General features: G+C 69.0%; 20 protein-coding genes, 3 pseudogenes and 3 CRISPR repeat arrays. Of the genes and pseudogenes, 15 read left to right on the top strand and 8 right to left on the bottom strand.

Annotated elements, in window-relative coordinates; all coding sequences use genetic code 11:
* Positions 1-77: 77 nt before the first annotated feature.
* Positions 78-170, bottom strand: a pseudogene (locus CFW40_RS39095) (restriction endonuclease); the annotation flags it as partial.
* 208 nt (positions 171-378) lie between these two features.
* Positions 379-1602: an IS701 family transposase gene (locus CFW40_RS35070; RefSeq protein WP_088801782.1), complete on the bottom strand. Its 1224-nt coding sequence runs from the start codon at positions 1600-1602 to the stop codon at positions 379-381.
* Positions 1603-2165: 563 nt separating this feature from the next.
* Between CFW40_RS35070 and CFW40_RS37455 the strand changes: the two genes are divergently transcribed.
* Entirely contained in the window at positions 2166-2336 is a 171-nt protein-coding gene (locus CFW40_RS37455; RefSeq protein WP_176956276.1) for a hypothetical protein, read from the top strand.
* A 22-nt stretch (positions 2337-2358) separates the two neighbouring features.
* Here the strand turns inward: CFW40_RS37455 and CFW40_RS35075 are convergent, their stop codons facing one another.
* Together CFW40_RS35075 and CFW40_RS35080 are read right to left on the bottom strand one after the other, a co-directional pair.
* Complete coding sequence (locus CFW40_RS35075; protein ID WP_143034502.1) at positions 2359-2547, bottom strand: hypothetical protein; 189 nt, start codon at positions 2545-2547, stop codon at positions 2359-2361.
* 343 nt (positions 2548-2890) lie between these two features.
* On the bottom strand, positions 2891-3244 hold the full coding sequence (locus CFW40_RS35080; protein WP_143034501.1) for a hypothetical protein: 354 nt from the start codon (positions 3242-3244) through the stop codon (positions 2891-2893).
* Between the two features lie 770 nt (positions 3245-4014).
* Between CFW40_RS35080 and CFW40_RS35085 the strand changes: the two are divergent.
* A pseudogene (locus tag CFW40_RS35085) lies at positions 4015-4560 on the top strand (Uma2 family endonuclease).
* A gap of 22 nt (positions 4561-4582) precedes the next feature.
* Positions 4583-5337: a CRISPR direct-repeat array (repeat unit 28 nt; unit sequence GGCTCACCTCCGCCTCCGCGGAGCGCAC).
* A 466-nt stretch (positions 5338-5803) separates the two neighbouring features.
* Here the strand turns inward: CFW40_RS35085 and CFW40_RS35090 are convergent.
* Positions 5804-6796 carry a methyltransferase domain-containing protein gene (locus CFW40_RS35090; RefSeq protein WP_306427460.1) on the bottom strand — a complete coding sequence of 331 codons (993 nt, stop codon included), beginning with the start codon at positions 6794-6796 and terminating at the stop codon, positions 5804-5806.
* A 437-nt stretch (positions 6797-7233) separates the two neighbouring features.
* A CRISPR array of direct repeats spans positions 7234-7506; the repeat unit is 29 nt; unit sequence CGGCTCACCTCCGCCTCCGCGGAGAGCAC.
* 162 nt (positions 7507-7668) lie between these two features.
* Between CFW40_RS35090 and CFW40_RS38590 the strand changes: the two genes are divergently transcribed.
* From CFW40_RS38590 to cas2e, 9 genes are all read left to right on the top strand, one after another.
* The gene (locus CFW40_RS38590) at positions 7669-8829 is read left to right on the top strand and encodes a CRISPR-associated endonuclease Cas3'' (protein WP_256992063.1); all 1161 of its coding nucleotides are present in this window, start codon (positions 7669-7671) and stop codon (positions 8827-8829) included.
* A 104-nt stretch (positions 8830-8933) separates the two neighbouring features.
* Positions 8934-10472, top strand: a complete 1539-nt coding sequence (gene cas3 / locus CFW40_RS38595; RefSeq protein ID WP_256992069.1) for a CRISPR-associated helicase Cas3' — start codon at positions 8934-8936, stop codon at positions 10470-10472.
* Between the two features lie 221 nt (positions 10473-10693).
* Entirely contained in the window at positions 10694-12238 is a 1545-nt protein-coding gene (gene casA, locus CFW40_RS35100) for a type I-E CRISPR-associated protein Cse1/CasA (protein ID WP_088801785.1), read from the top strand.
* Complete coding sequence (casB, locus tag CFW40_RS35105; RefSeq protein ID WP_088801786.1) at positions 12235-13032, top strand: type I-E CRISPR-associated protein Cse2/CasB; 798 nt, start codon at positions 12235-12237, stop codon at positions 13030-13032. Before casA ends, casB begins: the two co-directional genes overlap by 4 nt.
* A 48-nt stretch (positions 13033-13080) precedes the next feature.
* Positions 13081-14250, top strand: a complete 1170-nt coding sequence (cas7e, locus tag CFW40_RS35110) for a type I-E CRISPR-associated protein Cas7/Cse4/CasC (protein WP_088801787.1) — start codon at positions 13081-13083, stop codon at positions 14248-14250.
* Complete coding sequence (gene cas5e / locus CFW40_RS35115; RefSeq protein ID WP_088801788.1) at positions 14247-15068, top strand: type I-E CRISPR-associated protein Cas5/CasD; 822 nt, start codon at positions 14247-14249, stop codon at positions 15066-15068. The genes cas7e and cas5e overlap by 4 nt, the downstream gene beginning before the upstream one ends.
* The gene (cas6e, locus tag CFW40_RS35120) at positions 15065-15724 is read left to right on the top strand and encodes a type I-E CRISPR-associated protein Cas6/Cse3/CasE (protein WP_088801789.1); all 660 of its coding nucleotides are present in this window, start codon (positions 15065-15067) and stop codon (positions 15722-15724) included. The genes cas5e and cas6e overlap by 4 nt, the downstream gene beginning before the upstream one ends.
* Positions 15725-15771: 47 nt before the next feature.
* Positions 15772-16716 carry a type I-E CRISPR-associated endonuclease Cas1e gene (gene cas1e / locus CFW40_RS35125; protein WP_088802558.1) on the top strand — a complete coding sequence of 315 codons (945 nt, stop codon included), beginning with the start codon at positions 15772-15774 and terminating at the stop codon, positions 16714-16716.
* 3 nt (positions 16717-16719) lie between these two features.
* Positions 16720-17049: a type I-E CRISPR-associated endoribonuclease Cas2e gene (cas2e, locus tag CFW40_RS35130; protein WP_088801790.1), complete on the top strand. Its 330-nt coding sequence runs from the start codon at positions 16720-16722 to the stop codon at positions 17047-17049.
* 18 nt (positions 17050-17067) lie between these two features.
* A CRISPR array of direct repeats spans positions 17068-17529; the repeat unit is 29 nt; unit sequence GTGCTCTCCGCGGGAGCGGAGGTGAGCCG.
* 921 nt (positions 17530-18450) lie between these two features.
* On the opposite strand, the gene CFW40_RS35135 is transcribed toward cas2e, so the two are convergent.
* Both CFW40_RS35135 and CFW40_RS37460 read right to left on the bottom strand, forming a co-directional pair.
* Positions 18451-18924: a DUF1266 domain-containing protein gene (locus CFW40_RS35135; protein ID WP_088801791.1), complete on the bottom strand. Its 474-nt coding sequence runs from the start codon at positions 18922-18924 to the stop codon at positions 18451-18453.
* A 133-nt stretch (positions 18925-19057) separates the two neighbouring features.
* Positions 19058-20077: a hypothetical protein gene (locus CFW40_RS37460; RefSeq protein WP_176956275.1), complete on the bottom strand. Its 1020-nt coding sequence runs from the start codon at positions 20075-20077 to the stop codon at positions 19058-19060.
* A 210-nt stretch (positions 20078-20287) separates the two neighbouring features.
* On the opposite strand from CFW40_RS37460, the gene CFW40_RS38810 reads away from it, so the two are divergent.
* The 3 genes and pseudogenes from CFW40_RS38810 to CFW40_RS35160 form a co-directional block, all read left to right on the top strand.
* Complete coding sequence (locus CFW40_RS38810) at positions 20288-21019, top strand: hypothetical protein (protein WP_143680879.1); 732 nt, start codon at positions 20288-20290, stop codon at positions 21017-21019.
* 1134 nt (positions 21020-22153) lie between these two features.
* A complete protein-coding gene (locus tag CFW40_RS35155) occupies positions 22154-23539 on the top strand; it encodes a hypothetical protein (protein WP_088801795.1) in 1386 nt (461 codons plus the stop codon).
* Between the two features lie 150 nt (positions 23540-23689).
* Positions 23690-23884, top strand: a pseudogene (locus CFW40_RS35160) (helix-turn-helix domain-containing protein); the annotation flags it as partial.
* An 8-nt stretch (positions 23885-23892) separates the two neighbouring features.
* Here the strand turns inward: CFW40_RS35160 and CFW40_RS35165 are convergent.
* Positions 23893-24120, bottom strand: coding sequence for a hypothetical protein (locus CFW40_RS35165; RefSeq protein ID WP_143034500.1), 228 nt, complete (start codon positions 24118-24120; stop codon positions 23893-23895).
* Here CFW40_RS35165 and CFW40_RS35170 point away from each other — a divergent pair.
* Complete coding sequence (locus CFW40_RS35170) at positions 24119-25513, top strand: Mucin-2 (protein ID WP_088801797.1); 1395 nt, start codon at positions 24119-24121, stop codon at positions 25511-25513. The two genes, CFW40_RS35165 and CFW40_RS35170, sit on opposite strands and share 2 nt — an antisense overlap.
* The last annotated feature ends 331 nt before the right edge of the window (positions 25514-25844 follow it).

Raw genomic sequence — 25844 nt, forward strand, 5'->3', positions numbered from 1 at the left:
TTACCGAACGTGATCCTTCGATTCGGCTTGGGCGGGCATGAACTCCGGCTGGCGGCGGGGGAGATAGAGCGGTTCGTCCCGACCGGGTTCCGTCCCAGTGTCCCGTCGTACCCGCACATCGCACACGCGAAGGCATAGGCGCGCAGTACTTCTTCGGCGAATCCTGACCTAGTACTCCAGCAGGATTTCGCTGTCTGACCTGGTCTTTCGCCGGGTGGCGGGAGTGTAGCGCGGCTTCGATCGTGTGGGGGCGGTCTCACGGGGACCGCCCCTCGATCGTGCGACAACGTCGCAGGTAGTGGCAGCGGCGGGCGACTGCTTGGCGCTGGCGGCGCCAGTTCGACCAGCTCAGCGCGTGACGTCGTCCGCGGTGTCCACTCAAGTGCGGGGGCCGGGCACGACAAGCTGCCATGAGTCGCCGAACCTCTGCCACTGTGAGCCCGATGACCCCGGCCGTCCCACCTGTTCTGCCCCCTTTTCCCGGACCTGGTGTGCCGTAGCGGCCAGGAAGGCGTGCGCGAGCATGGCCAGAGTGATGTGCCGATACCAGCCCACGTAGCGGCGGACCTCGTACTGGTCCAGGCCGCACTCGTTCTTCGCGGCCTGGAAGCACTCCTCGATCGCCCAGCGCGCCCCGGCGACCCGCACCAGTTCCTGGACCGTGGTCTGAAGGGGTGCGTAGGCGAGGTAGTAGGCGATCTCGTCGGGCTTGCTGATGCTGCGTCGGGCCAGTGCCCACCGCATCCGGTGGGGGACCTCGCCCTGGTAGTCGAACTCGGCGACGGCCGGCACCCGCACCGCTGCCCAGTGGTAGACGCGGGGCCCCTTCGCGCCGTCGCCGCAGGAGATCTTCTCCCGCGCTTCGTCCGGGGCCTGCGCGAACAGGCCCTCGATCCGTGAACAGCCCACGCTGAACTGGGACTTGGGGACGGCCAGTACGTAGCCGACACCTGACTGTTCCAGCAGCCGGCGGAAGCGGTTGTCCTGGCCGTAGGCGGAGTCGGCGGTGACCCAGGCGATAGGCAGTGGCGAGGCGAGGGCCCGCAACACGATATGCCGGGCCAGTTCGCCCTTGGTAGCGAATCCCCGCTCGTCGGGGACCCTTGCGGTGCGGCAGCGCTCCCGGTCCTCGGTCCAGGACTTCGGGAGGTAGAGCTCGCGGTCGACCAGAGCCCGGCCGCGGGCGGAGGCGTAGGCAGCAAAGACTCCGATCTGGCAGTTCTCGGTCCGGCTGGCGGTTCCGGAGTACTGGCGCTGGACCCCGGCTGAGGTGGTGCCCTTCTTGATGAACCCGGTGTCATCGATGATCAGGACGCCGTCGGTCTCGCCGAGCTTGTCGGCGACGTATTCCTGCAGGTCGTCACGGATGTCGTTGGGCTCCCACTTCGATCCAGCGAGGAGGTGCTGCAACCCATCAGGCGTGCGGTGGCCAGCCTGTTCGGCCAGCTGCCAGCTGTTCTTGCGGGCCACCGAGGCGAGCAGCCCGCGTACGTAGTCACGCATGCGTCGGCGGAGCTCGACTCGGCCGAAGCGGTGCCCGATGGTCAGGAAGAGATCATCCAGTTCAAGGTCCCACTGCGCGGCGGCATACTCGGTGATCACCCTCGGAGGCCGCCCCGCCGTTGCCACTACCTGCGACGTTGTCGCACGATCGAGGGGCGGTCCCCGTGAGACCGCCCCCACACGATCGAAGCCGCGCTACACTCCCGCCACCCGGCGAAAGACCAGGTCAGACAGCAAAATCCTGCTGGAGTATTAGAAGCGCTTTGCCAATTCGTGATTCAAAAAACTCCGGTCATGCACCCGCCTGAATCTACCGGGCCACACAGCTCCCCACAGAAACTACCTGACCAGGATCAGCCCACCTCCACCTGCACAAAGAGCACTTCGCGCCGCGGACGGCCCGCTTGGTCACCGCCGGCTCACCTCCGCCTGTGCCGCGAGCATGTGATCTCTTGCCAGAGCTGATCCCACTCGCGCGAAGACCGCTCGCGCTCGGCCGGCGCCACAGGTCCGGAGTTCGGCTCACCTCCGCCTCCGCGGAGAGCACATGAGCTTGACGGTGGAGCCGAGGTCCTGGAGCGGCTCGCTGCTGCTCGCAACTGCGCAGCTCAGCGGCCGTTGTCTCGATCATGAGCGATAAGGGTTGAGCGAATCATCGCCTCGTGGACAGCATCGTCGACGTCGACGAGCAGCGACAGCAGGTCATGACACTGCCCCAGGCACAGGTGGCGATCGCGCTGCTGCAGCTGCTGACCAGCGGCGAAGGCGAGGGTACGCACGCTGCCCAGCGCCTGGCGGGGAACCTGGCCCGGCGCCTGCTGGCCGAGAGCTGACCGCACAGTAGGGCTCTGAGGATCAGAGGGAACGAAACTCGAAGAAGGCCGCGAAGAAGAAAACCACGACCAGCACGCAGGCCAGCAGGATCGCGCCGACGAGTACCGCGACGACTCCCGCGCTCACCGCACATCCGATTCTTGCCGCACGGTCAGCCTGAGCTTTCGCGGATTCGTACTCACTGTCGTTGTTCCAGTCGTCGCCGGTCACGGCACCCCCCGTCTTGAGCATAGGCCCCAACGGGTCGGGGCTGGTTGTCTCCAGATCGAAGCCGGCCAGCCGGCCAAGATGCCAGGGCTCTATGCCTCGTTGCCGTGGCAGGCACAGGGGCAGGGCGCCCCGGTGAACTTATTTGTCAGTCTGCAGCAGGCGTGCAGCCTTCGCGCCCAGCCCATGGCGTCGGGAACGTCGGCTGGCTCGATGCGGAGTGCGGTGTCGTATGCGGTGGATAGGTAGGGCGGCAGGTCGATCGCGGCGAGGATCTGGGCGGGCAGGCGTTCGCTGGTCGAGCCGGGCGGGTTGACGCAGCCGGGGGTGAGGTTCGGGCCGGGGATTAGTTGACGTGCTGGCCGTCTCGCTCACCACGGGCAGCGGCCAGGACCGCATCCGTCTGGCCGCCGGCGATGGCCTGGATCGGGGACTGCTCGTCGAGATGCGGGTTCATATCGACCATCCACGCGCGGGCGATGTTGTCGCCGTTTCGCTGGTAGCTGGAGGCGATGAGGTCGTAGGCGAGGATCGCGTCGGCCCGCTGGCGCGGGGTGGCGAGGAGGGCGGCGATCCGCGGGCCGAACTGGATTGCGAGGAAGCGGGCGTCGGGGTTGTCGAGGGCGAGCGGCGGCTCACCTCCGCCTGCGCGGAGAGCACCGGATGGCCATGCCCTCCAGGACGCCGGGCACCGGCTCATGAGGCCCTTCGCCACCTGCGACGTTAGGGGCGGTTTGCGTTTTCCTGACTCAAGGAGCGGTTGTTCTGCATGTGCGTGAAATCTGCCCCTGCGAATCGCTCTGTGGGTGCGCTGTCAGTGGCTGCTGCTATGCCTGTTGGAGTCACAACGTCGTGATTGGGGTGGGGCATGTCGGGGCCCTCCCCGCGCGTGCGTGGATTAGCCGCAGCTGTTCGTCTTTCATGGCGCTGGGACTATCCCCGCCTGCGCGGAGAGCACGTTGCGAGCGCCGGTCACGAGCCGCGCACCAACGGCTCACCTACGCCTCCGCGGAGAGCACCTTCGCGACCTGCGCCGTTAGGAGCGTTTTGCCGATTCGTGATTCAAGGAACGCCGGTCATCCACCCGCATGAATCTACCGGGCCACACGACCCCTCGCAGGCAACTGCCCGGCCCGAAACGACTCACTCCGTCTGCGTAGAGAGCGCCAGATGCAGCTCGGCGGACGGGCATCCCGCGGCGGTTCACCTCCGCTCGCGCGGAGAGCACCCTTCGAAGCCTGTGACGTTAGGGTCGGCTTTGCCGATTCGTGATTCAAAGCAGTCGTGCACCCGCTCGAATGCCCGGGCCACGCACGCTTCGCAGGCCTCCGGCAGACCCGCAGACCCGCAGACCCGCAGACCGCACCCAGAGAATCAGCCACTGGTGGCGTGCCGGAGCGGGCAGGCGTGTCGTTGAATAGCTCAGAACCTTCAGCCGCCTCGCGGCCAGCCGAAGGACGGTCCCGACCGATGAGCATCGAGTCCGCCGACTACAACCACGGCGTCGACCCCGAACGCGCCCTCAAGTACGCCATCCAACACATCCGCGGCGACCGCGCCCAGATCGTCGAGGGCGTCATCGAGCCGGTGTCACCGACCTGGGACCACGAAACGACCGCGGAGACGATCCGCGACCAGATCCGAGCCCGCGCCCGCGAACTCGACTGCGTCACCGGCTCCGGCAACCTCGACCTGCCCGGGTCCAGCAACTGGTACGTACCAGATATCGCGGTGGTACCCGCCGCGGTCGCAAAGGGCGCTGGTGCACTGCTGCCCTCGGACACACTCCTCGTCGTCGAGGTCACCAGCGAGTCCAATGCGGAAAGTGAAACGCCGTCGGTACGCGGAGTACGGGGCGCCGCTCTACCTACTGGTCGACCGTCAAGAGCGTTCGGTAACTCTGTACTCGGAGCCATGCCAACTCGGCTACACACGAGCAGACGGCCCCACCCCTACGGCACCACAGTACGGATCCCGGAGCCATTCGGCCTCGACCTGGACACCAACGGCCTGTAGCCCGCGGTTCAACCATGCAGTTCACCTCCGCCTTCGCGGAGAGCACGCTCCGCCCCGGCCGAAGCGGGTGACCGACTACGGCCCACCTCCGCCTTCGCGGAGAGCACCCGCCCGGCCGCGGAGAGTGCGCAGGGCCCGACGGCTCACCTCCGCCTCCGCGGAGAGCACGGTCCTCGAAGGCGTGCTGCCCCAGGCGGTCGTGGCCCACCTCCGCCTTCGCGGAGGGCACCGTGTCGGCTGTGCAGCCATGCTCTGCTCGGCCGGCCCACCTCCGCCTTCGCGGAGAGCGCTGCTGGTCCTTAGCCGCCAGCCGGCGCAGCCACGGCCCACCTCTGCCTTCGCGGAGAGCACTGCTGGGGCCTCGCTACCGCGGGGCTCTCAGCGGCCCACCTCCGCCTTCGCGGAGAGCACCGGTCGGCCTGCCGGTTCGCGGACACCTGGATTGGCTCACCTCCGCCTCCGCGGAGCGCACGTCGTTCACTGCTCTCTCCTCGTGCGGTGACGGGGCTCACCTCCGCCTCCGCGGAGCGCACGTGAGCTGGTCGCCGTTGCGCTCGTTCGCCTGCGGCTCACCTCCGCCTCCGCGGAGCGCACAGAGTCGGCAGCAGCACCAGCACGCGGCCGCCCGGCTCACCTCCGCCTCCGCGGAGCGCACCCGTGGGATCATCGGAGAGCAACACAGCACCACGGCTCACCTCCGCCTCCGCGGAGCGCACTTGGCCTCGCTAGCCCTGTTCAGCTCGCGCATCGGCTCACCTCCGCCTCCGCGGAGCGCACCTTCGCGACCTGCGCCGTTAAGAGCGTTTTGCCGATTCGTGATTCAAGGAACGCCGATCATGCACCCGCCTGAATCTACCGGGCCACACGGCTCCCGCAGGCACTACCTGGCCAGGATCAACCCACCTCCGCCTCCGTGGAGAGCACTCCTCAGCGTCCGGCGAGAGTCGGCCGGGGGTCGGCTCACCTCCGCGGAGAGCACCCTTCGCGCGCTCTGGTCGCCGCGTCCTTGGTCGGCCCACCTCCGCCTCCGCGGATAACACTGTCGCCGCCTTCGTAGTCTCTCTGCCGCCGCCGGCCCACCTCCGCGCGTGCGGGGAGCAGGCCTTCGACACACGGGCTGCGTTGCGCGCCGCGGGGACCATCCCCTCGGGCACGGGGAGCACTTGGTGGAATCCTGGTGGAGCCACAGCCGAGCTCACAGGAGTGGCTGGACCGGGCAGTGCACCACCCAGGCTGGCGCAGGTTATTGCTTGGCAGTGCCGAGCAGAGGTGCGGCTGTTGGCCATCGTGGGCCGGTGTCGGGATCGTTGCTCCAGAGGTACTGCTCCTCTGGAGTACGTGTCATGCCGTAGTCGTACAGACCGGGAGCGCCGCTCGTCTCCCATGCATGCCAGGCCTCTCCCAGCTCGGTGGCCAAGCGCCGCGGGCCACCCTGGTAGGCCACAGTTCGGCCGGCTTCGGAAGCGACGATCGTGGCCCAGGAAGTGTTGCCGTCATGAACCCAGGCGGTGACCCCCTGGCTGGATTCCGTGCGGATCCGGACGTCAGGCAGGATCACCCGGAGCGCGAAGAGCACGTTGGCGTCTCGGCGCAGCGGCTCCAGATCCCGGCCAAACAAACCTTGAGCCTCGGGTGCTTCATCGCCGCGAACCTGCTCCCAAGACCTCCCTTGGCCGATACCGCGGGCGGGCATGAACGTGGCCAGCCCTTGCATCCAGCCAGTTGCCGAACGGCCATCCGGGGCAACGGTCAATGCCACATGGCCCAGCCGGCCCCACGGAGTCACGATGCGGCCTCCCGGCCGGGTCTGTTCCACCCAGGCCCAGGGCACCATCTCGACGGCATACGTGGCCATCACCCTGTCGAAGGGACCGGCACCCGGCGCGCCGAGCTCGCCGTCGCCGACGACGAGTTCCACGTGAGTGTCCGTCGCGGCGAGATTGGTGTGGGCGGCAGCCGCCAGATCTGGGTCGAATTCGACGCTGGTAACCCGGCCCGGCCCGGCTCGGGTCGCGAGCAGAGCGGCGTTTCGGCCTGTTGCGGTGCCCAGTTCCAGCGTGGTGTGCCCCGGCTCCAAGATCATCGAGTCCAGCATGTCGGCGACCACTGCCTCGCAGGACAGGCTGGACGTCGGCAGGCCGTCGGCGACCTGGGTGATGGTGGAGTCGTAGACGCCGCCGTAAACGAGGCTCGCCCACCGAGCGCAATCGCTAGCGTGGTCGACCGGGGCGTAGATGTCGCCGTCCCAATCTCACACGCGATTTGGGGCGAAGGCGTGCCGTGGAGCATCCTGCGCGGCCCGGCGGACCCAGGGCGAGTCCGCCGGCCAGATGCCTTGGGCCTCCATGGCGCTTTCCAGGCGGCCTTGGAGCTCGCAGAGTTCAGACATGGAGGACGCCTACTTCCGCCGCTTTCCCGACGGGGGCGGCGGGTCGGGCACCTTCCCGTCAGAGTTCCCAGGCGGCGGCTTGCCCTGGCTTGGATCCGGATCGGACTTACGGTGGTCACCCACGGACATTCCTCCTCGAGACAACAACCTCGGCCATCGTGGCGCACAACCGGCGCCGCACACCGGTCGATCGCGGACCGTGACCAAATCCGATCGCTCCCCCTGCGCACCCGCACCGCCTTGAGCGGGGGACCATCCCCGCCTGCGCGGAGAGCACGAGGAATGGGCTCACCTCCGCCTCCGCGGAGAGCACGAGGTAGGCGTGTTCACGTCCGCGGTGGTGTTCGGCTCACCTCCGCCTCCGCGGAGAGCACGTCTGCCGGATCGCGAACGAAGGCTCCCTTGCCGGCTCACCTCCGCCTCCGCGGAGAGCACGAGGGCTACGTCCGGACGTCCCAGCGCGGCACCGGCTCACCTCCGCCTCCGCGGAGAGCACAACGGGGCTGCTATGAGCGGCAAGTTGCCTGCCGGCTCACCTCCGCCTCCGCGGAGAGCACCCTTCGCCACCTGCGGCGTTAGAGGCGGTTTGCGTTTTCTTGACTCAAGGGGCGGGGGTTGTGCATGTGCGTGAATCTACCGCTGTGAAGCGCTGTGTGGGGGCGTTGTCAGTGGGCGCTGGTATGCCTGTTGCTGTCACAGCGTCGTGATGGGGGTGGGCTATGTCGGAGCCGGTGGTCGATGGGCGGTTGTGGGGTAAGGAGCGGGGGCTGGCACGTCGGTATCCGTTGATCTGTCATCTGCTGGACACTGCGGCGGTTGCCGGTGTGCTGTGGGACCGGGTTTTGACGGATGCTGCGCGAGCGCGTCTGGCTGGTGCCGTGGGCCTTAGCGAGGGGCAGGTTCGGGGCCTGGTGAGTGTGTGGGCCGGCTTACATGACGTCGGAAAGATCATTCCGGCATTTCAGGTCATGGCGCGGGAGGCCTATGCCGACCTCGTGAGCGACCCTGGATATGCGCATGCCGCGGGAGTCGAGAAGCAGAGGCTCGACCATGACAAGGCCACTCACTGGGCTCTGACTTCGTTGTTCGAGGCATGGGGCTATCCGGGGTCGCGGTCGGTTCGGCGGTCTGCTCATCATCAGGTGGCGCAGTTGCTTGGTGGTCACCACGGTTGTGTGCATCGCGCTCTGCGAAACGGTGAGGCTTACGTGCCAGAGCTCGGGGGGCCTGGCTGGGAGGCTCAGCGGGTGGCGCATGCGGAGGCGGTGCGCCGGCTGGTGGGTGCCGGTCCGGAGGACATGGTGCGAGGGCCGTTGCCGGCGCAGGTTGCGGTGGTGGTGCTGGGGCTCGTGGTGGTGGCGGATTGGCTGGCGAGCCAGGAGGCAGTGATCACGCCGCGGATGCCGGTTGAGGGTTGGGCTGCGGATGATGCGGGGCTTGAGGCGCATTGGGCGCAGGCCGTGGCTGTGGCCGGCGGGTGGGTGGCCGAGGTGGGGCTGGGGGTGGCTGAGTGGCCCGTGAAGTCCTTCGATGAGCAGTTCTCGTTCGCGGGTGCCAATGCGTTGCAGGCGTCGGTGGCTGAGGGGGTGCCGGGGCTTGTGGAGGGCCCGGGGTTGCTGCTGGTGACGGCGCCCACGGGGGAGGGGAAGACGGAGGCGGCGTTGCACGCGGCGTCGGTGATGGGGCGGGCCTCGGGGGCCTCGGGGTTGTTTTTTGCGTTGCCGACGATGGCGACGGCGGATGCGATGCATGCCCGGGTGGCGGAGTTCGCGGGGCTGAATGTCGCGGGTGATCGTGCGTTGACGTTGCTGCACAGCATGGCGTGGCTGAGTGAGGCGTATGCGGAGCCCGGGGCGGGGAGGGTGCAGGGGATTTGGTGAGTGATGTGGGGTCGGCGTTGGTTGCGGGGCGGTGGTTGAGGGGGGCTAAGCGGGGGCTGTTGGCTCCGTTGGCGACGGGGACGATTGATCAGGCGTTGGCGGGCGTGTTGCCGGTTCGCTACAACGTGCTGCGGCTGCTGGGGCTGTCGAACAAGGTCTTGGTGGTGGATGAGGCGCATGCGTATGGGCCGTGGATGCACAGTCTTTTGGTGCGGTTGCTGGAGTGGCTGGGGGCGTGTGGTGCTCCGGTGGTGCTGCTTTCGGCGACGTTGTCGGGGCGTTCGGCGTCGTCGTTGGTGGAGGCGTACCGGCGGGGCTGTGGGTTCGGTGAGCCGTGCGAGGTGGCGCCGGTGTATCCGGGGTGGCTGTATGTCAGTGGGCGCAGTGGGGCGGTCTCGGCGCCGTGTGCGGTGGGCAGTGGGCGTGCCCGGGAGATCGAGGTGCGGGCGGTTTCGGTGTCGAGGGACGCGCCGGTGGGGTCTGAGGCCGGTCGTGGGACGGCGGTGGTGGGGGAGTTGCGGCCGTTGGTGGAACGGGGCGGGGGTGCGTTGGTGTGCTGTACGACGGTCGCCGAGGCGCAGGAGACATATCGCCTGCTGAGGCGGGAGTTTCCGCAGCTGGCGGCGGCTGAGGACGGGTTGCTGCTGTTGCATTCGCGATTTCCGGCTGCGCGGCGGTTGGAGATCACGGAGGCATGCGAGCGGGCGTTCGGCAAGCCGGGGGAGGGGCGTCGGCGGCCGCCGGTCTCGGTGCTGGTGGCGACGCAGGTGGTGGAGCAGTCCCTGGATCTCGACTTCGATGTCGTGATCAGTGATCTTGCTCCGCTGGCTCAGTTGTTGCAGCGGGCCGGGCGGTGTATGCGGCATGACCGTGCGGGGCTGGCGCCCGAGGAAGGCGGCCGGGTGGGCTGGGTGGGGGTGACTCCTCGGCTGGCGGTGCTGGAGCCGGTGGATGCGCAGGGGAAGGTGCGGGCACCGGAGCGGTGGGGGGCGGTGTATCCGGAGGCGTTGCTGAGGCGGACGAGTGGTCTGCTGCACGAGCGTGAAGGGAAGCCGATCGCCGTGCCGGGGGATGTGCAAGGGCTCGTTGATGCCGTGTATGCGGAGGACTTCTGCGACCATCTGGAGGATTCCGCTGAGCGTGACCTGCAGGAGCGGCTGGATGCCGAGCATCTGGGTGCGGTACTGGCGGAAGAGGCGCTGGCGGATTCCACGATGATCAACCCGCCGATGAAGATGGTCGATCTGGCGGAGTTGAGCCGGGATGGTGCGCTGATTGATGAGGCGCTGCTGACGACGCGTCTGGGGGCGGACTCGGAGCGGGCGGTGTGCGTGTTTCTTCAGGACGCGGGTGCTGTGACGCTTGACCCCGAGGGGGCCTCGCCGGTTCCGGGGTGGGGGCGGGCCGGGCGGGTTTCGGTGGCGCAGGCGCGTGAGGTAATGCGGCAGACGGTGCCGGTGCCCGGGGGATGGTTGCGGGGGCGGGGCGTGGCGCAGGAGGTGCCGGCGTCATGGGGACAGCTGGCCGCGCTGAGGGAGCTGTGCGTCTTGCCGATGCGCCACCGAGGGGGCGGCATGTGGTCGTGCACGGTCGGAGACCGGTCAATTTCTTTCACTTCCGAGGGACTTCAAGCCTCTCGGTAGCGAACAACCCCTTCTTCGCGCTTCTATTCAGATTGTCAGCTCGGTGTGCCCGGGAGTACCGAGCAGGCGCCGAGTCCGGTCCGACGGCCGTGACCGCCTACCCCCGCTTTCGCGGGGAGTTGACCTGCGGTGGCGTCGCGACGCCTTCATCGCGCGGGTCACCCCCGTTTTCCACGGGGATCTGGTCCGAAGCTTACTGAAGCTCTCAGCAGAGAGGTGTCATGTCCACAGACCTCTATGATCTGCTCACGGAGCGGGCCTTCCCCGTCCGGTGGGCGGATTCGGTGCCCGCCGGCGACCGGCCGGAGGCCGTTTCGCTGCGCGAGCTGTTCCTGCGAGCGCACCAGATCAGTGCGCTCGCGGTGTCGCTGCCGCCGGCGTTGTCGGGGCTGTACCGGGTGCTGTACGCGCTGACTGCCCGGATCACGGAACTGGACATCGCCGACGACTGGCATGAGGAGCGCTTCGATGTCCTCGACGCGGGTGCCTTCGACGCCAAGCGCGTCGATGCCTACTTCGAGGCCTTCGCCGATCGCTTCCGGCTCTATGACCCGGTGCACCCCTTCCTTCAGGATCCCCGGCTGACGTCGCAGTGCGACAAGAGCGCCGGGATCAACAAGCTCGTCACGACCCGGCCGTCCGGCTCGAACCACGCGTGGTTCGAGCACACCGCGGATGCCCGCCCGGTAGCCCTCGCCTCGGCGCAGGCGCTGGAGCATCTGCTGGTGTGGCGGTACTACGGGCCCTCCGGGCGCTGCTCCGCCCGGACCGTCCGCGGTACGAAAGAAGCGAACTGCGTGGCGGGACCGCTGCGCACGGCGCTGTCGTACCACCCGCTGGGTGGCACGTTGTTCGAGACGCTGCTGGCCGGCCTGCCGGAGCCCGACCGCGCCCGCCGCTACGTCCGCGATGGCGACCCCTGTCCGTGGGAGCGCAGTGAGCCGACGGATCCGCTGACGCTCAAGGGGGTGGTGACCGGCCCGATGTCGAAGCTGGTAGGCCACAACCAGCACGCACTGCTGCTGGTCCCCGACGACGCGGGCGCTCACACGGTGGATGCGTACATCACCTGGGCCTACCGCGAGCGCATCGCCCGCACCGACGATTTCCTGATCTGGCAGACGAGCCAGGCAGGCAACCGCTACGCCCGCTACGCGGACTGCCGGCGCGGTCTGTGGCGGGACCTGGACGCGCTGCTGCTGAGCGATCCGCCCGGCGTGGAAAGCCGCCGGCCGGATGTGTTCCCCACCGCCGTCGACCTGTTCGGACGGGGCACATGCCGTATCCAGGCCCTGGGCATCGATCAGGAGGGCCAGGCCAAAGACACCCAGGTCGTCTCCTCGACCACGCCGCCGGTGCTGCATCTGATGGAGGAACGCAACAGGGAACAGGCCCGGATGGTCGGGCAGTTGCGGCTGGCGGGGGAGCGCTACGGACAGCGTCTGGAGCGTGCGGCCAAGCAGGCCTGGGCGCAGTTCGCCAATACCAAGGTCCAGGACTGCGCCTGGTCGGCGGCCGCGGCGGCCCGGTACTGGCCCGAGGCGGAGACGGAGTTCTGGAAGCGCCTGGACGAAGGCCGCTTCGACGGCGCAGCCCAGGCCTTTCGTACCCGGGCGGAGCGCATCTACGACCACATCACCGAAGCGGCCGCCGGCACGGCGCGCGGCGCGCGGGCCCGGGAGTCCGCGCGCATCGAGCTGTATGGCGGGCGTGGGAAGAAGAAAGCCGCCGGCGCCCAGCGCCCCTCCGTGGGAGATGACCGATGACCACTTCAGCCACCTCCGGTGAACGCCAGCAGCCCGGCCACGACGCACCGCCTGCGAGTCCCGGCGCCTCCTCGTGGCTGGTCGAAGCCCGGCAATTCGTCGCTGCGGTCACCCGCGTGGCCGGCAAGGACGCCGGTGCGCGGGCGGCGTTGCGCAGCGGCGTCGGCAAGGGCCTGGACGACGTGCCGCGGATGCACCGCATCGTGGCTCCGCTCCTGCCCGGCGCCGTGCTGCGGGACTCCGAGGGACAACGCGCGTTCTACACCGTCGCTGCGCTGATCGCCGCATATCACCGGCACGGTGCCATCGGTCCCGACGAGCAGGCCGGCCACCAGGAGAGCGACTCGGCCCGCCCGGCCGCGGCTGCCGTAGAGGCCGAGCCCGCAGCCGGACCCGGGATTCCCGAGCAGCGCTCGGCCCGGCGGGCGCAGGCCGAGGCGCAGCGTCGCGAGCGGTTCGGGGACAGCATGGGGCAGACCTACGCGGCCGCGGTGGCCCGCGGTGGCCGGCAAGGCATCCGTGAGAGCGCCGCCGAGACCCGCCTGAACCTGCTGTGTAAGCAGAGCGCCTCCGGGCTGCACCGTCACCTTCCCTCCGCCGTACGGCAGTTGTGCGACCGGAACACGGCGCCGGACTGGGCGCGGCTCCTGGTCGACCTGCGCACCTGGCCGCAGCAGCGCAAGCGGGTGGCTCGCTGGTGGTTGCAGGACTACTACCGCGCCCGCCAAGCAGCCGACCTTGCCGACGCCCTGAAGGCCGACGACGCCTCCGCACCGGATGGCCCCGCCGCCTGACCCGCCCCACCGGACCTCGCGCCACCGACAACCCGCAAGGAGACAGACATGTCCATCATCGCTTCGCAGCCCGCCCTCGCCGGCCGGTTCATCGACTTCCACGTCTTGCAGAGCGTGCCCTACGCCAACCTCAACAGGGACGACACCAACTCCGTCAAAACGGTCCAGTACGGCGACCGGGAACGCACCCGGGTCAGCAGCCAGTGCTGGAAGCGCGCCGTGCGCCGCTACTTCCAGCGCAGCATCGGCGAGAAGGCGCTGCGCACCCGCCGGATCGGAGAAGCAGTCGAGGCCGCGTTGTGCGACGAGCGCGGCTGGCCGGCGGACCTTGCCCGGCGTGCGGGGCAGCACATCGCCACAGGCAGCAGCATCAAGGCCGATCCGCCCTCGGAGGAAGAGCCGGCCTGGAGCACCAACGCCATGGTCTACGTGCCCGCGTCCGCGGTCACGGAACTCGCCGACCTCGCCGAGACCCACCGGGTCGACATCGAGGGCGCGAAGGACATGAAGAAGGGCGTCAAGAGCGTCCTGCCACAGGCCGACATCGACGCGGTGCTGCGCCGCCGCAACGGGATCATCAACCTGTTCGGCCGCATGCTGGCAGAGGTCGACGGCGCCGGCGTCGACGGCGCGGTACAGCTCGCACACGCCCTGACCACCCACGGCACGGACGTGGAAGTCGACTACTTCGCTGCCGTGGACGACATCACCGACGCCTGGCGGGACACCACCGGCAGCGCCCACATGGGCAGCGGCGAGTTCAGCGCCGGCGTGTTCTACCGCTACGCCACGCTCGACCTGGCAGACCTGCTGCGCAACATCGGCGGCGACGTAGAGGCCGCCCGCACGTTGGCGACGTCGTTCGGCGAGGCGTTCGTGCTGTCGCTGCCCGAGGCGAAGAAGACCTCCACCGCGCCTCACACCATCCCGGATCTGGTGCACATCAGCGTCCGCTCCGACCGCCCCCTGTCGTACGCCGCGGCGTTCGAAAGGCCCGTCGGCGCCGACCGCGCCGGCGGATTCGGCCAGCCCTCACGGCAGGCGCTGGCCCACTACGCGCAGGCAGCCGGTCGGCTGCTGGGACCGCGTGGCCTGGTCCACGCGGGCTGGGCCAGCTCGGAGGACAAGGAGCTGACCGGGCTCGGGGCCCGGAACGACTCGTTCGACGAACTGATCACCGGCTCCGTCACCGCTGCCCTGGCCGAGGCCACAGCGTGAACGCCCCCGATACCGCGGCACCCGGACTCCTCCTGCACCTGGCCGGACCCCTGCAGTCCTGGGGCACCCGCAGCCACTACAACGAGCGCGACACCGCCCCGCACCCCACCCGCTCCGGCATCATCGGACTGCTCGGCGCCTGCCTGGGACGCACCCGCGACGAAAGCCTCGACGACCTGGCCCGCTTGTCGCTGACCACCCGCACCGACCGGCCCGGCGTCCTGCTGCGCGACCTCCACACCGTCGGCGGCGGGCTGCCCGCGAAAGGGACCGTCACCACCGCGGAAGGAAAGAAACGGCCCCCCTCCCAAGGCACCCTCCTCTCCCACCGCACCTACCTCGCCGACGCCGCCTTCACCATCTGCCTCACCGGGGACCCCGACACGCTGCGCACCTGCGAACAAGCCGTACGCACCCCGCACTGGCCGCCCTACCTCGGACGGCGCTCATGCCCCCCGGCAGGCCCCCTCCTGCTCGGGCTCCTGACCGACCCCCTGCATCACCTCGTGCACCTACCACTGGCCCGGCCACGCCCCCGCGGCGACGCCCGCGTCGACTTCCACTCCGACAGCCCACTCGACCAACTGCCCACACCCCGGCTGCCCGCCGAACACACGCAAAACCAGGAGCAGCAGGGCGCTGTTGCCGTGAGCGAACTCAATGACGATCCGAAAGGCCACCGCGCCTTCCGGGCACGTGCCCTCTACCGACACACCCTCCCCCTGCCCGCCAGCCAATGCGCGGGCCTGGGCACCGACTACCTCACGGCGCTGACCCTCTACCTCGACGCCCTGCACAGCGAAGGAGCTGCACAATGACGGCTCTGTGGCTCACCCGAATCCAGCCCGATCTCCGACACCGCGACGCACGCCGCGACCTGTCCAGCGCCGTCGCCCTGCACCACCGCATCATGACGCTCTTCCCCGACGGCCTCGGCACCCAGGCCCGCCGCCAGGCCGGCGCGCTCTTCCGCGCCGAGGACACCGGCCCGACCCCCGTCATCCTCCTGCAAAGCCAACTGCGACCCGACCTCGACAAACTCCCCGCGGGCTACGCCAGCGCAGCCACCAAAGACCTGACCCCCATGCTCGACGCGCTGCGCCCCGGCCTGAGCATCCAATACCGCATCACCGCCAGCCCCGTACGCAAACCCGGCCACACCACCCGCGCCACCACCGGCGCCCCCGCCGTCATACCGCTGACCGGAGCCGACGCCGACCACTGGTGGCAACGCCAGGCCGAAGAAAACAGCGGACTGCACCTGAGCAGCTCCCACTCCACCCCCCTCGACACCGCCCGCGGCCAACGCGCCCACGACAAACGCCACATCACCCACGCCCGCACCAGATTCGACGGCACCGCACACATCAAAGACCCAGACCTGCTGCGCCAACGCATTCTCGACGGCATCGGCCGCGGCAAGGCCTACGGCTGCGGCCTGCTCACCCTCGCACCCGCCCGGCAAGCCCCGTGAACGCCCACAGCGCGGCCCGCCGAAAACTCGCCGCACCCACCGTGGCGATGTTGCCCCGCACCGCCGACTCCCTCTCGTTCCTCTACCTCGACATCGTCCGCGTCCAGCAAGACGACACCGGTGTCTGCGCGGTCGTCACCACCGAACAGCGCGGAGCCGAACTGGTCTACCTGCCCACCGCGGCCCTCAGCTGCGTCCTCCTCGGCCCCGGCACCAGCATCACCGCCCGCGCGATGGCCACCCTGGCACGTCACGGGACCACCGTCGTCACCACCGGCGCCGGCGGCGTCCGCACCTACAGCGCCACCGTTCCCGGCTCCCTGAACACCCGATGGCTCGAGAGACAGGCACGCGCCTGGGCCGACGACGACGAACGCCTCGCTGTGGCCCGGCGGATGTACGAACACCGCTTCGGCTCCAACACCGTGCCCCGGGAAACCTCCCTAGAACGCCTGCGTGGCCTGGAGGGACAGCGGATGAAAGCCCTCTACAAACTCCTGGCCCAGCAACACCGCATCGGCCGGTTCAAACGCGTCTACGATCCCTCGTCCTGGGACCAGCAAGACCCCGTCAACCTCGCCCTGTCCGCCGCCAACACCTGCCTCTACGGCATCGTCCACGCAGCGATCACCTCCATGGGCTGTTCACCAGGCCTCGGCTTCGTACACAGCGGAAAACAACAGTCCTTCGTCTATGACATCGCAGACCTCTACAAAGCCGAACTCACCATCCCGCTCGCCTTCACCCTCCACGACACACCCCACCCGGAGCAGGCGGCCCGCCGCCGCTTCCGCGAGGGCCTACGCCTGTTCCGGCTGATGCCCCGCATCGTCTCCGACATCCAGCGGCTCCTTGAACCCGACTCCGCCGCGCAAGAGCCAGAGGACTTCGAGGACGAAGTGGTGGACCTGTGGGACCCGGTAACGGGAGCCGTGCCCGGCGGCGTCAACTACGCCGGCGCACGCGAAGAACCCGGCGCGGCAGGCCGGTGACCCATGCCGTCAATGATCACCCTGTCCGTCACAGCCGTCCCCGACCACTTGCGAGGAGCACTGACACGCTGGCTACTGGAAGTCACACCTGAGCTATACGTCGGAACGGTATCGGCAAAGGTCAGAGACGAACTCTGGGCAGCTGTCACCGACTGCACAGGGGACGGACTCTCGGTAATGGTCTATCCGACCGACAACGAACAAGGCTTCACCGTGCGGATCTCCGGACACCGCCGCCGCCACCTGCGTGACTTCGACGGGCTCACGCTGGTCGCCTTCAGCTCACCACCCACAACGGGAAAACCAGATCACGAAATTGCAAAGCAGCTCTGAAAGTGGAGGTCGCGAAGGGTGCTCTCCGCGGGAGCGGAGGTGAGCCGAACGCCCCGCGCGTGGTGCTGTTGTTGTGGACCTCGGTGGTGCTCTCCGCGGGAGCGGAGGTGAGCCGATCGACAGCCACGACCTGGGCGAGAAACTGGGGTGCTCTCCGCGGGAGCGGAGGTGAGCCGACGAGCGTGCCGAGCTCGCGGAGGTACTTCAGTGCTCTCCGCGGGAGCGGAGGTGAGCCGGCTATCTACGATTCCGCGAACCTGGACGACGAGTGCTCTCCGCGGGAGCGGAGGTGAGCCGGGGGCGAGGCGCACTTGAGGTTCCGGGGCGTGGTGCTGTCCGCGGGAGCGGAGGTGAGCCGAGGTAACGGGAGGCGGTGGCCAAGTGCTTCTCGTGCTCTCCGCGGGAGCGGAGATGAGCCGCGCCGGGGCCGGTACAAGGCGCTTTCCGAGGCGTGCTCTCCGCAAGCGCGGAGAGCACAAGGTGGGCTGGGTTCCGGTCGTCGGCCGCGGCTGCTCACCTCCGCCTGCGCAGAGAGCACCGGGCAGCTGGACGGGAACAACCGGACCGGCCGGCTCACCTCCGCCTCCGCGGAGAGCCCCGTATAGGACCACCCCCACGCGTGCGGGGAGCAGGAGTCCGGAGCGAAGCGGCCGTCACCGGAGGTGGGACCATCCCCACGCGTGCGGGGAGCAGACTTCGTGACCTGCATCGTTCCATGCGCACCACCTGGATTTGAACCACGCGGACGTCCGGCTCGGGGCCCTCTCCACCGGTCAGGGCAGGTGGAGCTGGCTGCTGGCCACGCGCCGCCGACGAGAGCACCTCCGCGGATCCAGAAACACAAAGTTCCTCAATTCCGGCCTCGACGCCAGGGACGACACCCCCGCGAGGCGGGGAGCGGAACCGCATGGTGGCCGAGGAGACTCAGCGGGGGGCCATCCCCGCAGGCGCGGGAAGCAGTAGAGCTGCCTGTCACGGAAGCCCTCCTGGCCTGGACCATCCCGCGCGTACGGGGAGCAGGTGTTGTTGGCGTCGGCGGTGGCCTGGTAGAGGGGACCTGCGGGGAGCAGGCGGAGGGCTGCCGCTTCGGCTTCGGACTTCCGGGACTATCCCCGCGCCGGACCGCCGCCCGCACCAGTCCCGCGTCAACCGGTTCAAGCGCCGATTTTCCGTCCCGCTGAACACTCCAACCCAGGCGTGCGGCGCTGCTGAACGAGCTCGCCGAGTCGCGCCTACCAGCAGAGCGAGCGTTAGGCCCGCCTGGAGTAGGAGTGCCGGCCGAGCGCGCTGCCCATCGGCACCCGGGCGCCGATGGGGCAGAGAAGGACCCCAGCCCTGCGGGCCGGCGGGGCTGGTAACGGAGTCGAACTCGGCGGGGCAGCCGTCGCTGGTACGAACGTGTCATGCCCAGGGGACGGCACGCCAGGGGCTTTCGGCATGAGTGGCTAGCACTTTATGGGCGTGGAGCATGTCTGTGTACCAGTGTCCGAACTGCTCGTCGTCGAAGTGCAGGCAGCGCCCGAGGAAGTAGCCGGCGGCGAATTCTGCCCAGGAGTTGTATGTCATGCGGCTCAGCTGTGAGACGTGCGCGACGGCCTGTTCAGCTTCCCAGATGTCCGTGAAGCGTGCGCCGACTCCCCAGCGGGCCATGCAGGAGGCCCGTCCGTAATCCCACGCCAGAGCGGACCGCACGCCGCTGTTTGCGGCAAGGATGCCCTCTGCGCGGAACCGGCCTTCGTAGCGCGTGATACGACCGATCAGTTGCTTCACTCCGGCGATCTCGGCATCGGAGACAGCACCGCCCCTCTCGGCGGCGCTGTGGAGCAAGGCCCTCTCAGCTGTCTCCCGCCTGAAGGGCCACGACCAGATCGTCATCGCCAAGCAGGGCGGATGGGCCCCCACTCCAAAGTCCTCGCTGGCTACCTCGAAGTCGTCGACCAGTGGGAGGACAACGCCCTGATCGGCGTGCTGTAGGCCGCAGGGCCGGTTCGCACTGTGGATTCCGCGCTCAGGCTGTACCGCTGGAACCCCCGGGAAGTCGAAGCCGGTACCGGTAGCGGGGGTCGTCGACGCGCAACTGCGACGCGCCGGAGAACCGATGAGCCGAGATGACTCCCTCCATCGGTGCACTCCGCGCGAAGGACAGGCGGTACGTATGACGCTGCGCCAGTCGCACGACCTCACCACCATGCTGAGCGACACGCCAAGCAACCTGAACAGTGGCGTAGATGCGGGTATCCGGATCACCACGGTCGAGGGCAGCGACCAGACGAAGACGAAGGAGTCGAACTCGCCACCACCACGGACGGTGCTGCTCAGCCCACTCGTAGGTTTCCATCCACTTCCTGAGCAGCTCCTCCGTCGTCCCCTGCTCCTGCTCCGTCTGCCCCTGCTCCTCCTGCTGCCGCTGCACCCGCCTCCGTCGCCCCCGGTCCTCCAAGGCTCCGATGCGGTGAAGCAGCCATACCAGGATTCGCCTGTGCCATGGATCCTGCGCCCACAGGGCTACGGGTTCTGCCGTGACTGCGTGTAGGTGAAGCCCGACGTTTCGGACGGCCCAGTTCCCGAAGGGACGGAACGCCAGCGACCCATAGGCTGAGTACTGTCCCGCCTGGTCTTGTTCTGGTTGCGGCATGTCCACTGAAGCCCACGACGTCGATACAGAGCGCAGCCTCCAAGCACGGCGGAACTTCACGCGTGCTCGTACGCCATTAAAACCAAGATTCCCCTCAGATCTGATCCCCAGCAGCAAGGAGTTCTTGCGCTGCTCGTCCGTGAAGTCAGCGAAGGGATCGTCAGGTTGGGGTGCTTCGGAAGGTGCATCTGTCCAGGTCAACTGGACACGCACACGTGGATAAGACGCTCGGCGCTCGGCCTGCCTTGCTCGTCGGAAGGCCAGCAGGGACACCCCAAGCGCGATCACCGAGACGACCAGGCCGATGATTGGCACGGCAGGGGGCACACCACTCTGACTAGTCACCACCTCGTCATGATGATCTTTGAATTTCCGTACGCCGTTGTTGGACACGCGAGACGCCTTCCAGACGCACTGGGCGGCTGATGTCCGAGAATCGGTCAGTTGTTGCACGCCGCGCTTCTCCGTGGCCGCCACCGCTCACATATCCGGGCTAAAGATGCTACGAATGTTGCTACGAAAAAAGGCGCTTGACGGAGCATCACGCAATGAAAGGGGAGCAGTGCTCTCATACCGGACGGTGTACCTGCCGCAGTGCGGCCAGTGCCAGACCGCGGTCACCGAAGACGACGACAGCGGCCGGCCCGTCGTTGCCGAGACGATGATCCTGCCCCCACCGCTGCGCGACCGGTTGACCGCCGCCGGCTGGCACCTGATCCCCGGCCCCCCCGCAATCGCAAGGAGGCCGCACACCCGCTCTTCGGCGACCGGCTGACCTGGCCGGCCTGCCACACGACCCGCCAGAACGAGTACGCCGCGGCCGAGCGCCGGCACCGCGCCGCCCTCGACCGCCCCCGCATCAAGACCCTCGCCCTCACCACGCGGCTGGGAGACGGCTGGAGCCTGACCCAACGCGAGGGCGACGCCGAGCTGGAGCGCTGGCTGGTCGAACACGACGGCACCGTCCACGGCTACGTCAACCGCTACCTGCGCGCCAACAAGACCTTCTCCCCCGGCTGGGAGGCTTTCCTCGACGGCACGACCCGCTGGTACCGCCTCGACGCCATCTCCTCCTGCCAGCACCGCCCCGGCTCCTCCTTCCTGTGGAGCGGACGCGACCTCGCCGCCCGGGGCATCGCCACCCGGCCCCGCCACAACGCACCCCGCCCCACCTGGGCCACCCACACCCGGAAGACCGCAAGACCACCACCGAGCCGCCACACCTGCCCGCCTCGGCCCCCGCCGACCTCGCCTCGGCCGGCGCCGCGTTCGACGACGACGTCCTGGCCAAGCTGGCCGAGCTGGAACAGTGGACGCTGTCCGAGATGTAGTTGACGGCTGGGAAGACGACCCCGCCGGACGGCTCACGGCCCTACTGCCTGCCATGGACGAGCTGTCCTGCGTGAGCGGTGCGGCTCTGCCGGACACGCTTCCCCCGATCAATGTGATGCGCTGACCTGCGAGCGCTTTGTGGGACTTGTGGCACCGCCCTACGCGCACGGGCGCGGGGCCGGTCTCGTGGACGGATGCCGGCTGGAACCTTGCAGGCAGGAGGGGCGGTACACAGGTACACAGAGCGGTTCGCCTACCAGGGAAAACGCGGGGCCAGGTACACAGCCGCCTGCCCTCCCCCCAGCCCCCAGCTCTCTGGACGGAGCGCCTTTACCTGGGAAAACAGGAGCGCAGTCCCCCAGTCCCCAAGGGCGGCCTGGGGGACTGGGGGGGCTCCACTACTGTCACGCCGAGGCGTCACGCTCGGGAGCCTGACAGCGCTGACCTGCACTTATCGCTGCACCAGCAGGCCCCGGCCTTCCCGATGGAGGGAGGCATGCCCAGCCCGGGAGAGGCATGCCCAAAGGCATGCCCAATCGAGATCAGGGCCCCGCTGCGTGACGGCTGCGGGGCCCTGAGTCCGCGGGGGACACGGTCCTGCTGCTAACGAGCCCTCAACAGGCCAGTTACCCAGAGACGCCGACCGAGGACGCGCGGCGCGCGGCACGTCTGGTGGGGCGACAGGTGAGGACGCACAAGGTTCCCCCAGGGAACGCACCGTCAGTTCCCCGGGGGAACGCCCGGCCTGTTCCCTCGGGGAACCGGACAGCCGTCTCCCACCCAGGAGACGGCCGCGCGTGCTGCACCAGCGCACCACGCGCTCCCCCTCGCTGCTTCCCCCCTCTCCTCAGCCTTCCGCTGACCTCGGCACGGACGCCCGGAGAACTTCCCGGTCCCGTTCCTGTCCCACGGCCCCGTTCCCCCCGAAGGGGTGAGGCACAGCGCCCACCCCGGGCGCTGTGCCGGGAGCCGACAGGAGATGACCGATGGACGACTGGGTGAGCGCGGACTTCTCGGACACCCGCCGGAGAGATTGGCCGAAAGCCGTTACACGAAGGCGTTTGGCAGTGCTGTATGAACGGGAATGAAGGTGCTGCACAAGGCGTGCAGCACCAAACAAGGGAAGAGGCATCCACGTTGGGACACATCCGTCTGTTCGCGAACGGCCTGCGTGGCGACCATCCGGTGCCCGGCCTACCGTTCGTCGACGACTCCCACCTCCCCCTCGACGAAGGCCCCGAGGCCATCGAGGAGGTAGGACGCAACAAGGGCGAGGGCATGTGGGGACGCTTCGACCGCGTCCGCCGCAACGGAGGCTGGTACGCCTTCACCACCGACCCGCTCAACCACGAGCTCGGCTGGGTGGTGCGCTACCACCCCGACCACGGCCGGACCGTGCTGCTGATGAGCGACGGCGACACGGCCTCCTGGCACACCCAGTGGTCGGGCGACGCACTGCTCTTCCGCGCCGGCGGCTACTGGTTCGACGGCGCCACCTGGTACCGCCCCGGACAGGTCTGGGACCCCGTCGAGGAGGACTACGAGCGGCGCAAGGCCCGTGCAGCCGTCACGGTCAGTGCCGCTGACATGCTCGACGGACGCGCCGACCCCGCCCGAGCCCACGCCGGCAAGGTGACCACCTTCGACCCCGAAGCCCCCTCCGTCGAGAACTGGCTCGACCATCTCGCCCTGTGGGCGAAGCACCACCAGGAGCAGGACAAGGCGCTCCCGCTTGAGCAATGCATCGTCGACCTCGCCACCCCGGAACTGACCGGCACCCAGTTGGTCGGCATCCCGGAGATGGCGGAACTCGGCGGCATCACCGCCTCCACGCTGCGCGCCTACCTCTCGCGCAGCAACAGCGAGGTCCCCCAGCCGCAGGCGAGCGTCGGCGGGCGCGACCAGTGGGCGCGCGCGGTCGTCGACGACTGGGTGGAGGCACGTCAGCGCTCCGCCGAGGGCATCCGGGCCACGATGTCCGCCGGGGACCGTGACTCCCTCGCCCCCGGGGCAGCCGAGGTGCGCGACCGGTTCGCCGCCGACTTCCACCAGCTCCTGTGGGAGCGTCCGGACGTGCGCAAACGCTGGGTCCTGCGCCAGCGCAACGAGCAGGCCGTGCGGGAGGTCTCCGACGCACTGGCCTGGAACGTGGCGGCGAGCCTGGACCGTATCCTGCCCTCCCACCTGCTGGGAGCCACGGTCCGTCACGCGGTACTCGACGACTTCTCCGAGACCTTCACCCTGACCAAGGACCAGAGGGAACAGGACGACGAGGTGCGCTGGTGGCACCTGACTCTCAGCCTGCCCATCGGGAAGATGCTCGACTGGTTCGTCCGGCACCACCCCGACACGGCCTACCGGGAGATCGGCGAGATCATGCGCGAGGCGCACAACCGGTGGAACGTCCCGCCCCAGGAGTCGCTCCGTACCCTGCGCCAAGCCCTGTCGCTCGACGGTGAGCTGAGCGATGAGGCCCGCGAGACGTACTTCGCCCTCCTCGCGCCGCGCGAGAACACCGACTGACCACGCACGCCCAGATAACGGGGGCCGGAGCCAATGACAGTGGCTCCGGCCCCCTGCGCGTGACTGTAGCCGGGGCGTTCCCATTCCCGGCTGCGGCGGACGCCTCCTCCGATCTCCGGCCGATCGCGAGCCGGCAGGAACCGGCCCCGACCGACCCCACTGCAGTGGCTGCTCTGCGCACGCGTCCGACACGCCCAGTACCTACTTGAGCACAGCGACCATCCCGTCGAACGTATCGCCGTGCAGGCCGGTTTTGGATCCGCGACCGCCTTCCGCGAACGGTTCAAGCGCGTCACCGGCACGACACCGCAGACCTACCGGGCCACCTTCCGCCGTCCTTGCTGAAACCCGGGTCACGCCCACTGGGTGGTGCACCGACGGCCACTCGGTGCCTCGGTGGTGCCGACCGCCCCGCGGGCCAGCACCCACGCGCCGACCATCATGGTGGCCGAGCGCACCGCGCAGATCATGCGGATCGCTGCGTCCTGACCGCAGCTGGTGCCGTTCGGCGGTTCCTGACGGGCATACGGGAGATCATGATCGCGGACCAATCGAGGAAGACACAGGGGTAGGGGAATCATGGTGTCGTTCCACGCATCCGCTCTGGACGGAGTCGCCCGCAATCCAGCGCTGCCGACACCGCTGCTACTGCGCCTGCTCGCCTTCGACGGAGGCGGTGACCGTCCGCCCCGTGACGCCCTCCAGCGGGCCGGACTCCCTGAGCCGGCCGTCGTGGTGGTCCTGGCCCACCCGAACCCGGGCGCCCGGATCGACTTCGCCATGAGCGCCAGGGCGGAGCCTGCACAGCGGGCCCGGCTCGCGGACGATCCTTCTCCCAAGGTGCGGGCTGCTCTTGCGTACGGACCCGAGGTGTACGACCCGCGCACAAAGGTCGCGCCGCTCCCGGACGCCGTGTGCGTCCGCCTGCTCGACGACCCCGCCCCTTCTGTCCGGATGGCCCTGCTGGACTCGCCCCATTTGGCGCCGTCGTTCGTGGCCTCGATGGCTACTCATCACAGTTCGGCCGCGCGCCGTGAAGCGGTGCGTGCATGGGGGATCCTGCCGCCGGGCGAGCGGTCGGCGCTGCTGGCCGACCCTGACCCCGAGGTGCGGCGGGCCGCCGCGCTGTGGGAGTGCCGGCGAGACGCACTCGTCACCGCCGAACTCCTCCGCGATCCGAAGTCTGCCGCCGAGGCGCTGCGCCGAGGGCTCCTCGTCCGCGCCGACGCCGAGCGGTGCGTCGCCGAGCGGACGCACCTCGCGGACCTCGCCGAGAACCCGTCGTTGCCTGCCGACCTCGTGGAGCGGCTCGCCGTCGACCCCGACGGGGCCGTACGGCTCGCGGTCTCCCTCAGGCCCGAGCTGGACGAGACCCGGCGCATAGCGATCGACTTCACGGTCGGGGACTTCGACAGGGGCGACGGCGTGCAGTGGGTACGGGACGGGCTCGCCGACCCCGAGGTGCTGCCTCGGGCCGCGGCCTCTGCCCACCCGCTGCTCCGGCGCGCCGCCGCCCGGAGCCCCCACCTGCCGCCCGACCTGCTGCGCCTACTCGCACCCGTCGAGGACCCGGTGGTGGAGAACCACCTGGGCATTCACCACCCCGACACTCCGGAGGAGGTCCTGCTGCGTGTGTACGCGAGGCTCGGAGGGACGTTCTCCGCCTGGATGGCGGAGACGCACCCCCGCTTCCCCCGCGAGGGCCTCGCCTCCCGCTACGCGGACCACCCGGACGGAAACTACCGTCGGCTGGCCGTCCGGGACCCGGCCGCCACGCCCGCGCTGATCGAACGGCTCAGCCATGACCCCGCGGTCTGGACGCGCCAGGCGGCGGCCGGCGACCCACGCCTCCCGCTCCACCGGCTCCGCGAGGCGCTCCATGTCCCCGAACTGGCCTCCAACGCGGGTGCCAATCCGGCGCTTCCCGAGGATGAGATGGCCGCCGTCCTGGACAAGGCCGGTGTTCCCGCCTGACCGCTGAGCAGAACCGCCTCGCTCGCACCCCAAAGCGACTGGCGGCTCCGCCCACCGGGGAGGTCGACCTGGCAGGTCAATGGTCAAAGCTCCGAGTCACACCAGCCTGTCGACGAGGCTTTGCCTCGAGGCGTCCCTGGTCGCAACTTCAGTCGCCCCTGGACCGAAGGCTCCCGTCAATGGCGGAGTCACTCGGCCGGGAGCCGTCGGGCCAAATTCCCGGCCAGGTGCCGGGCTGCGTACGCTCCATCGCCAGTGCCAGCGCTGAGCAGTTGCAGCAGCTCGATCGCCGCGCGGCCTCGCCCAGCGTCAGAAGCGGCAGCCGTTCCTC

Origin of the sequence: Streptomyces sp. 2114.4 (assembly GCF_900187385.1) — a bacterium.
In the GTDB taxonomy this organism is placed as follows: domain Bacteria; phylum Actinomycetota; class Actinomycetes; order Streptomycetales; family Streptomycetaceae; genus Streptomyces; species Streptomyces mooreae.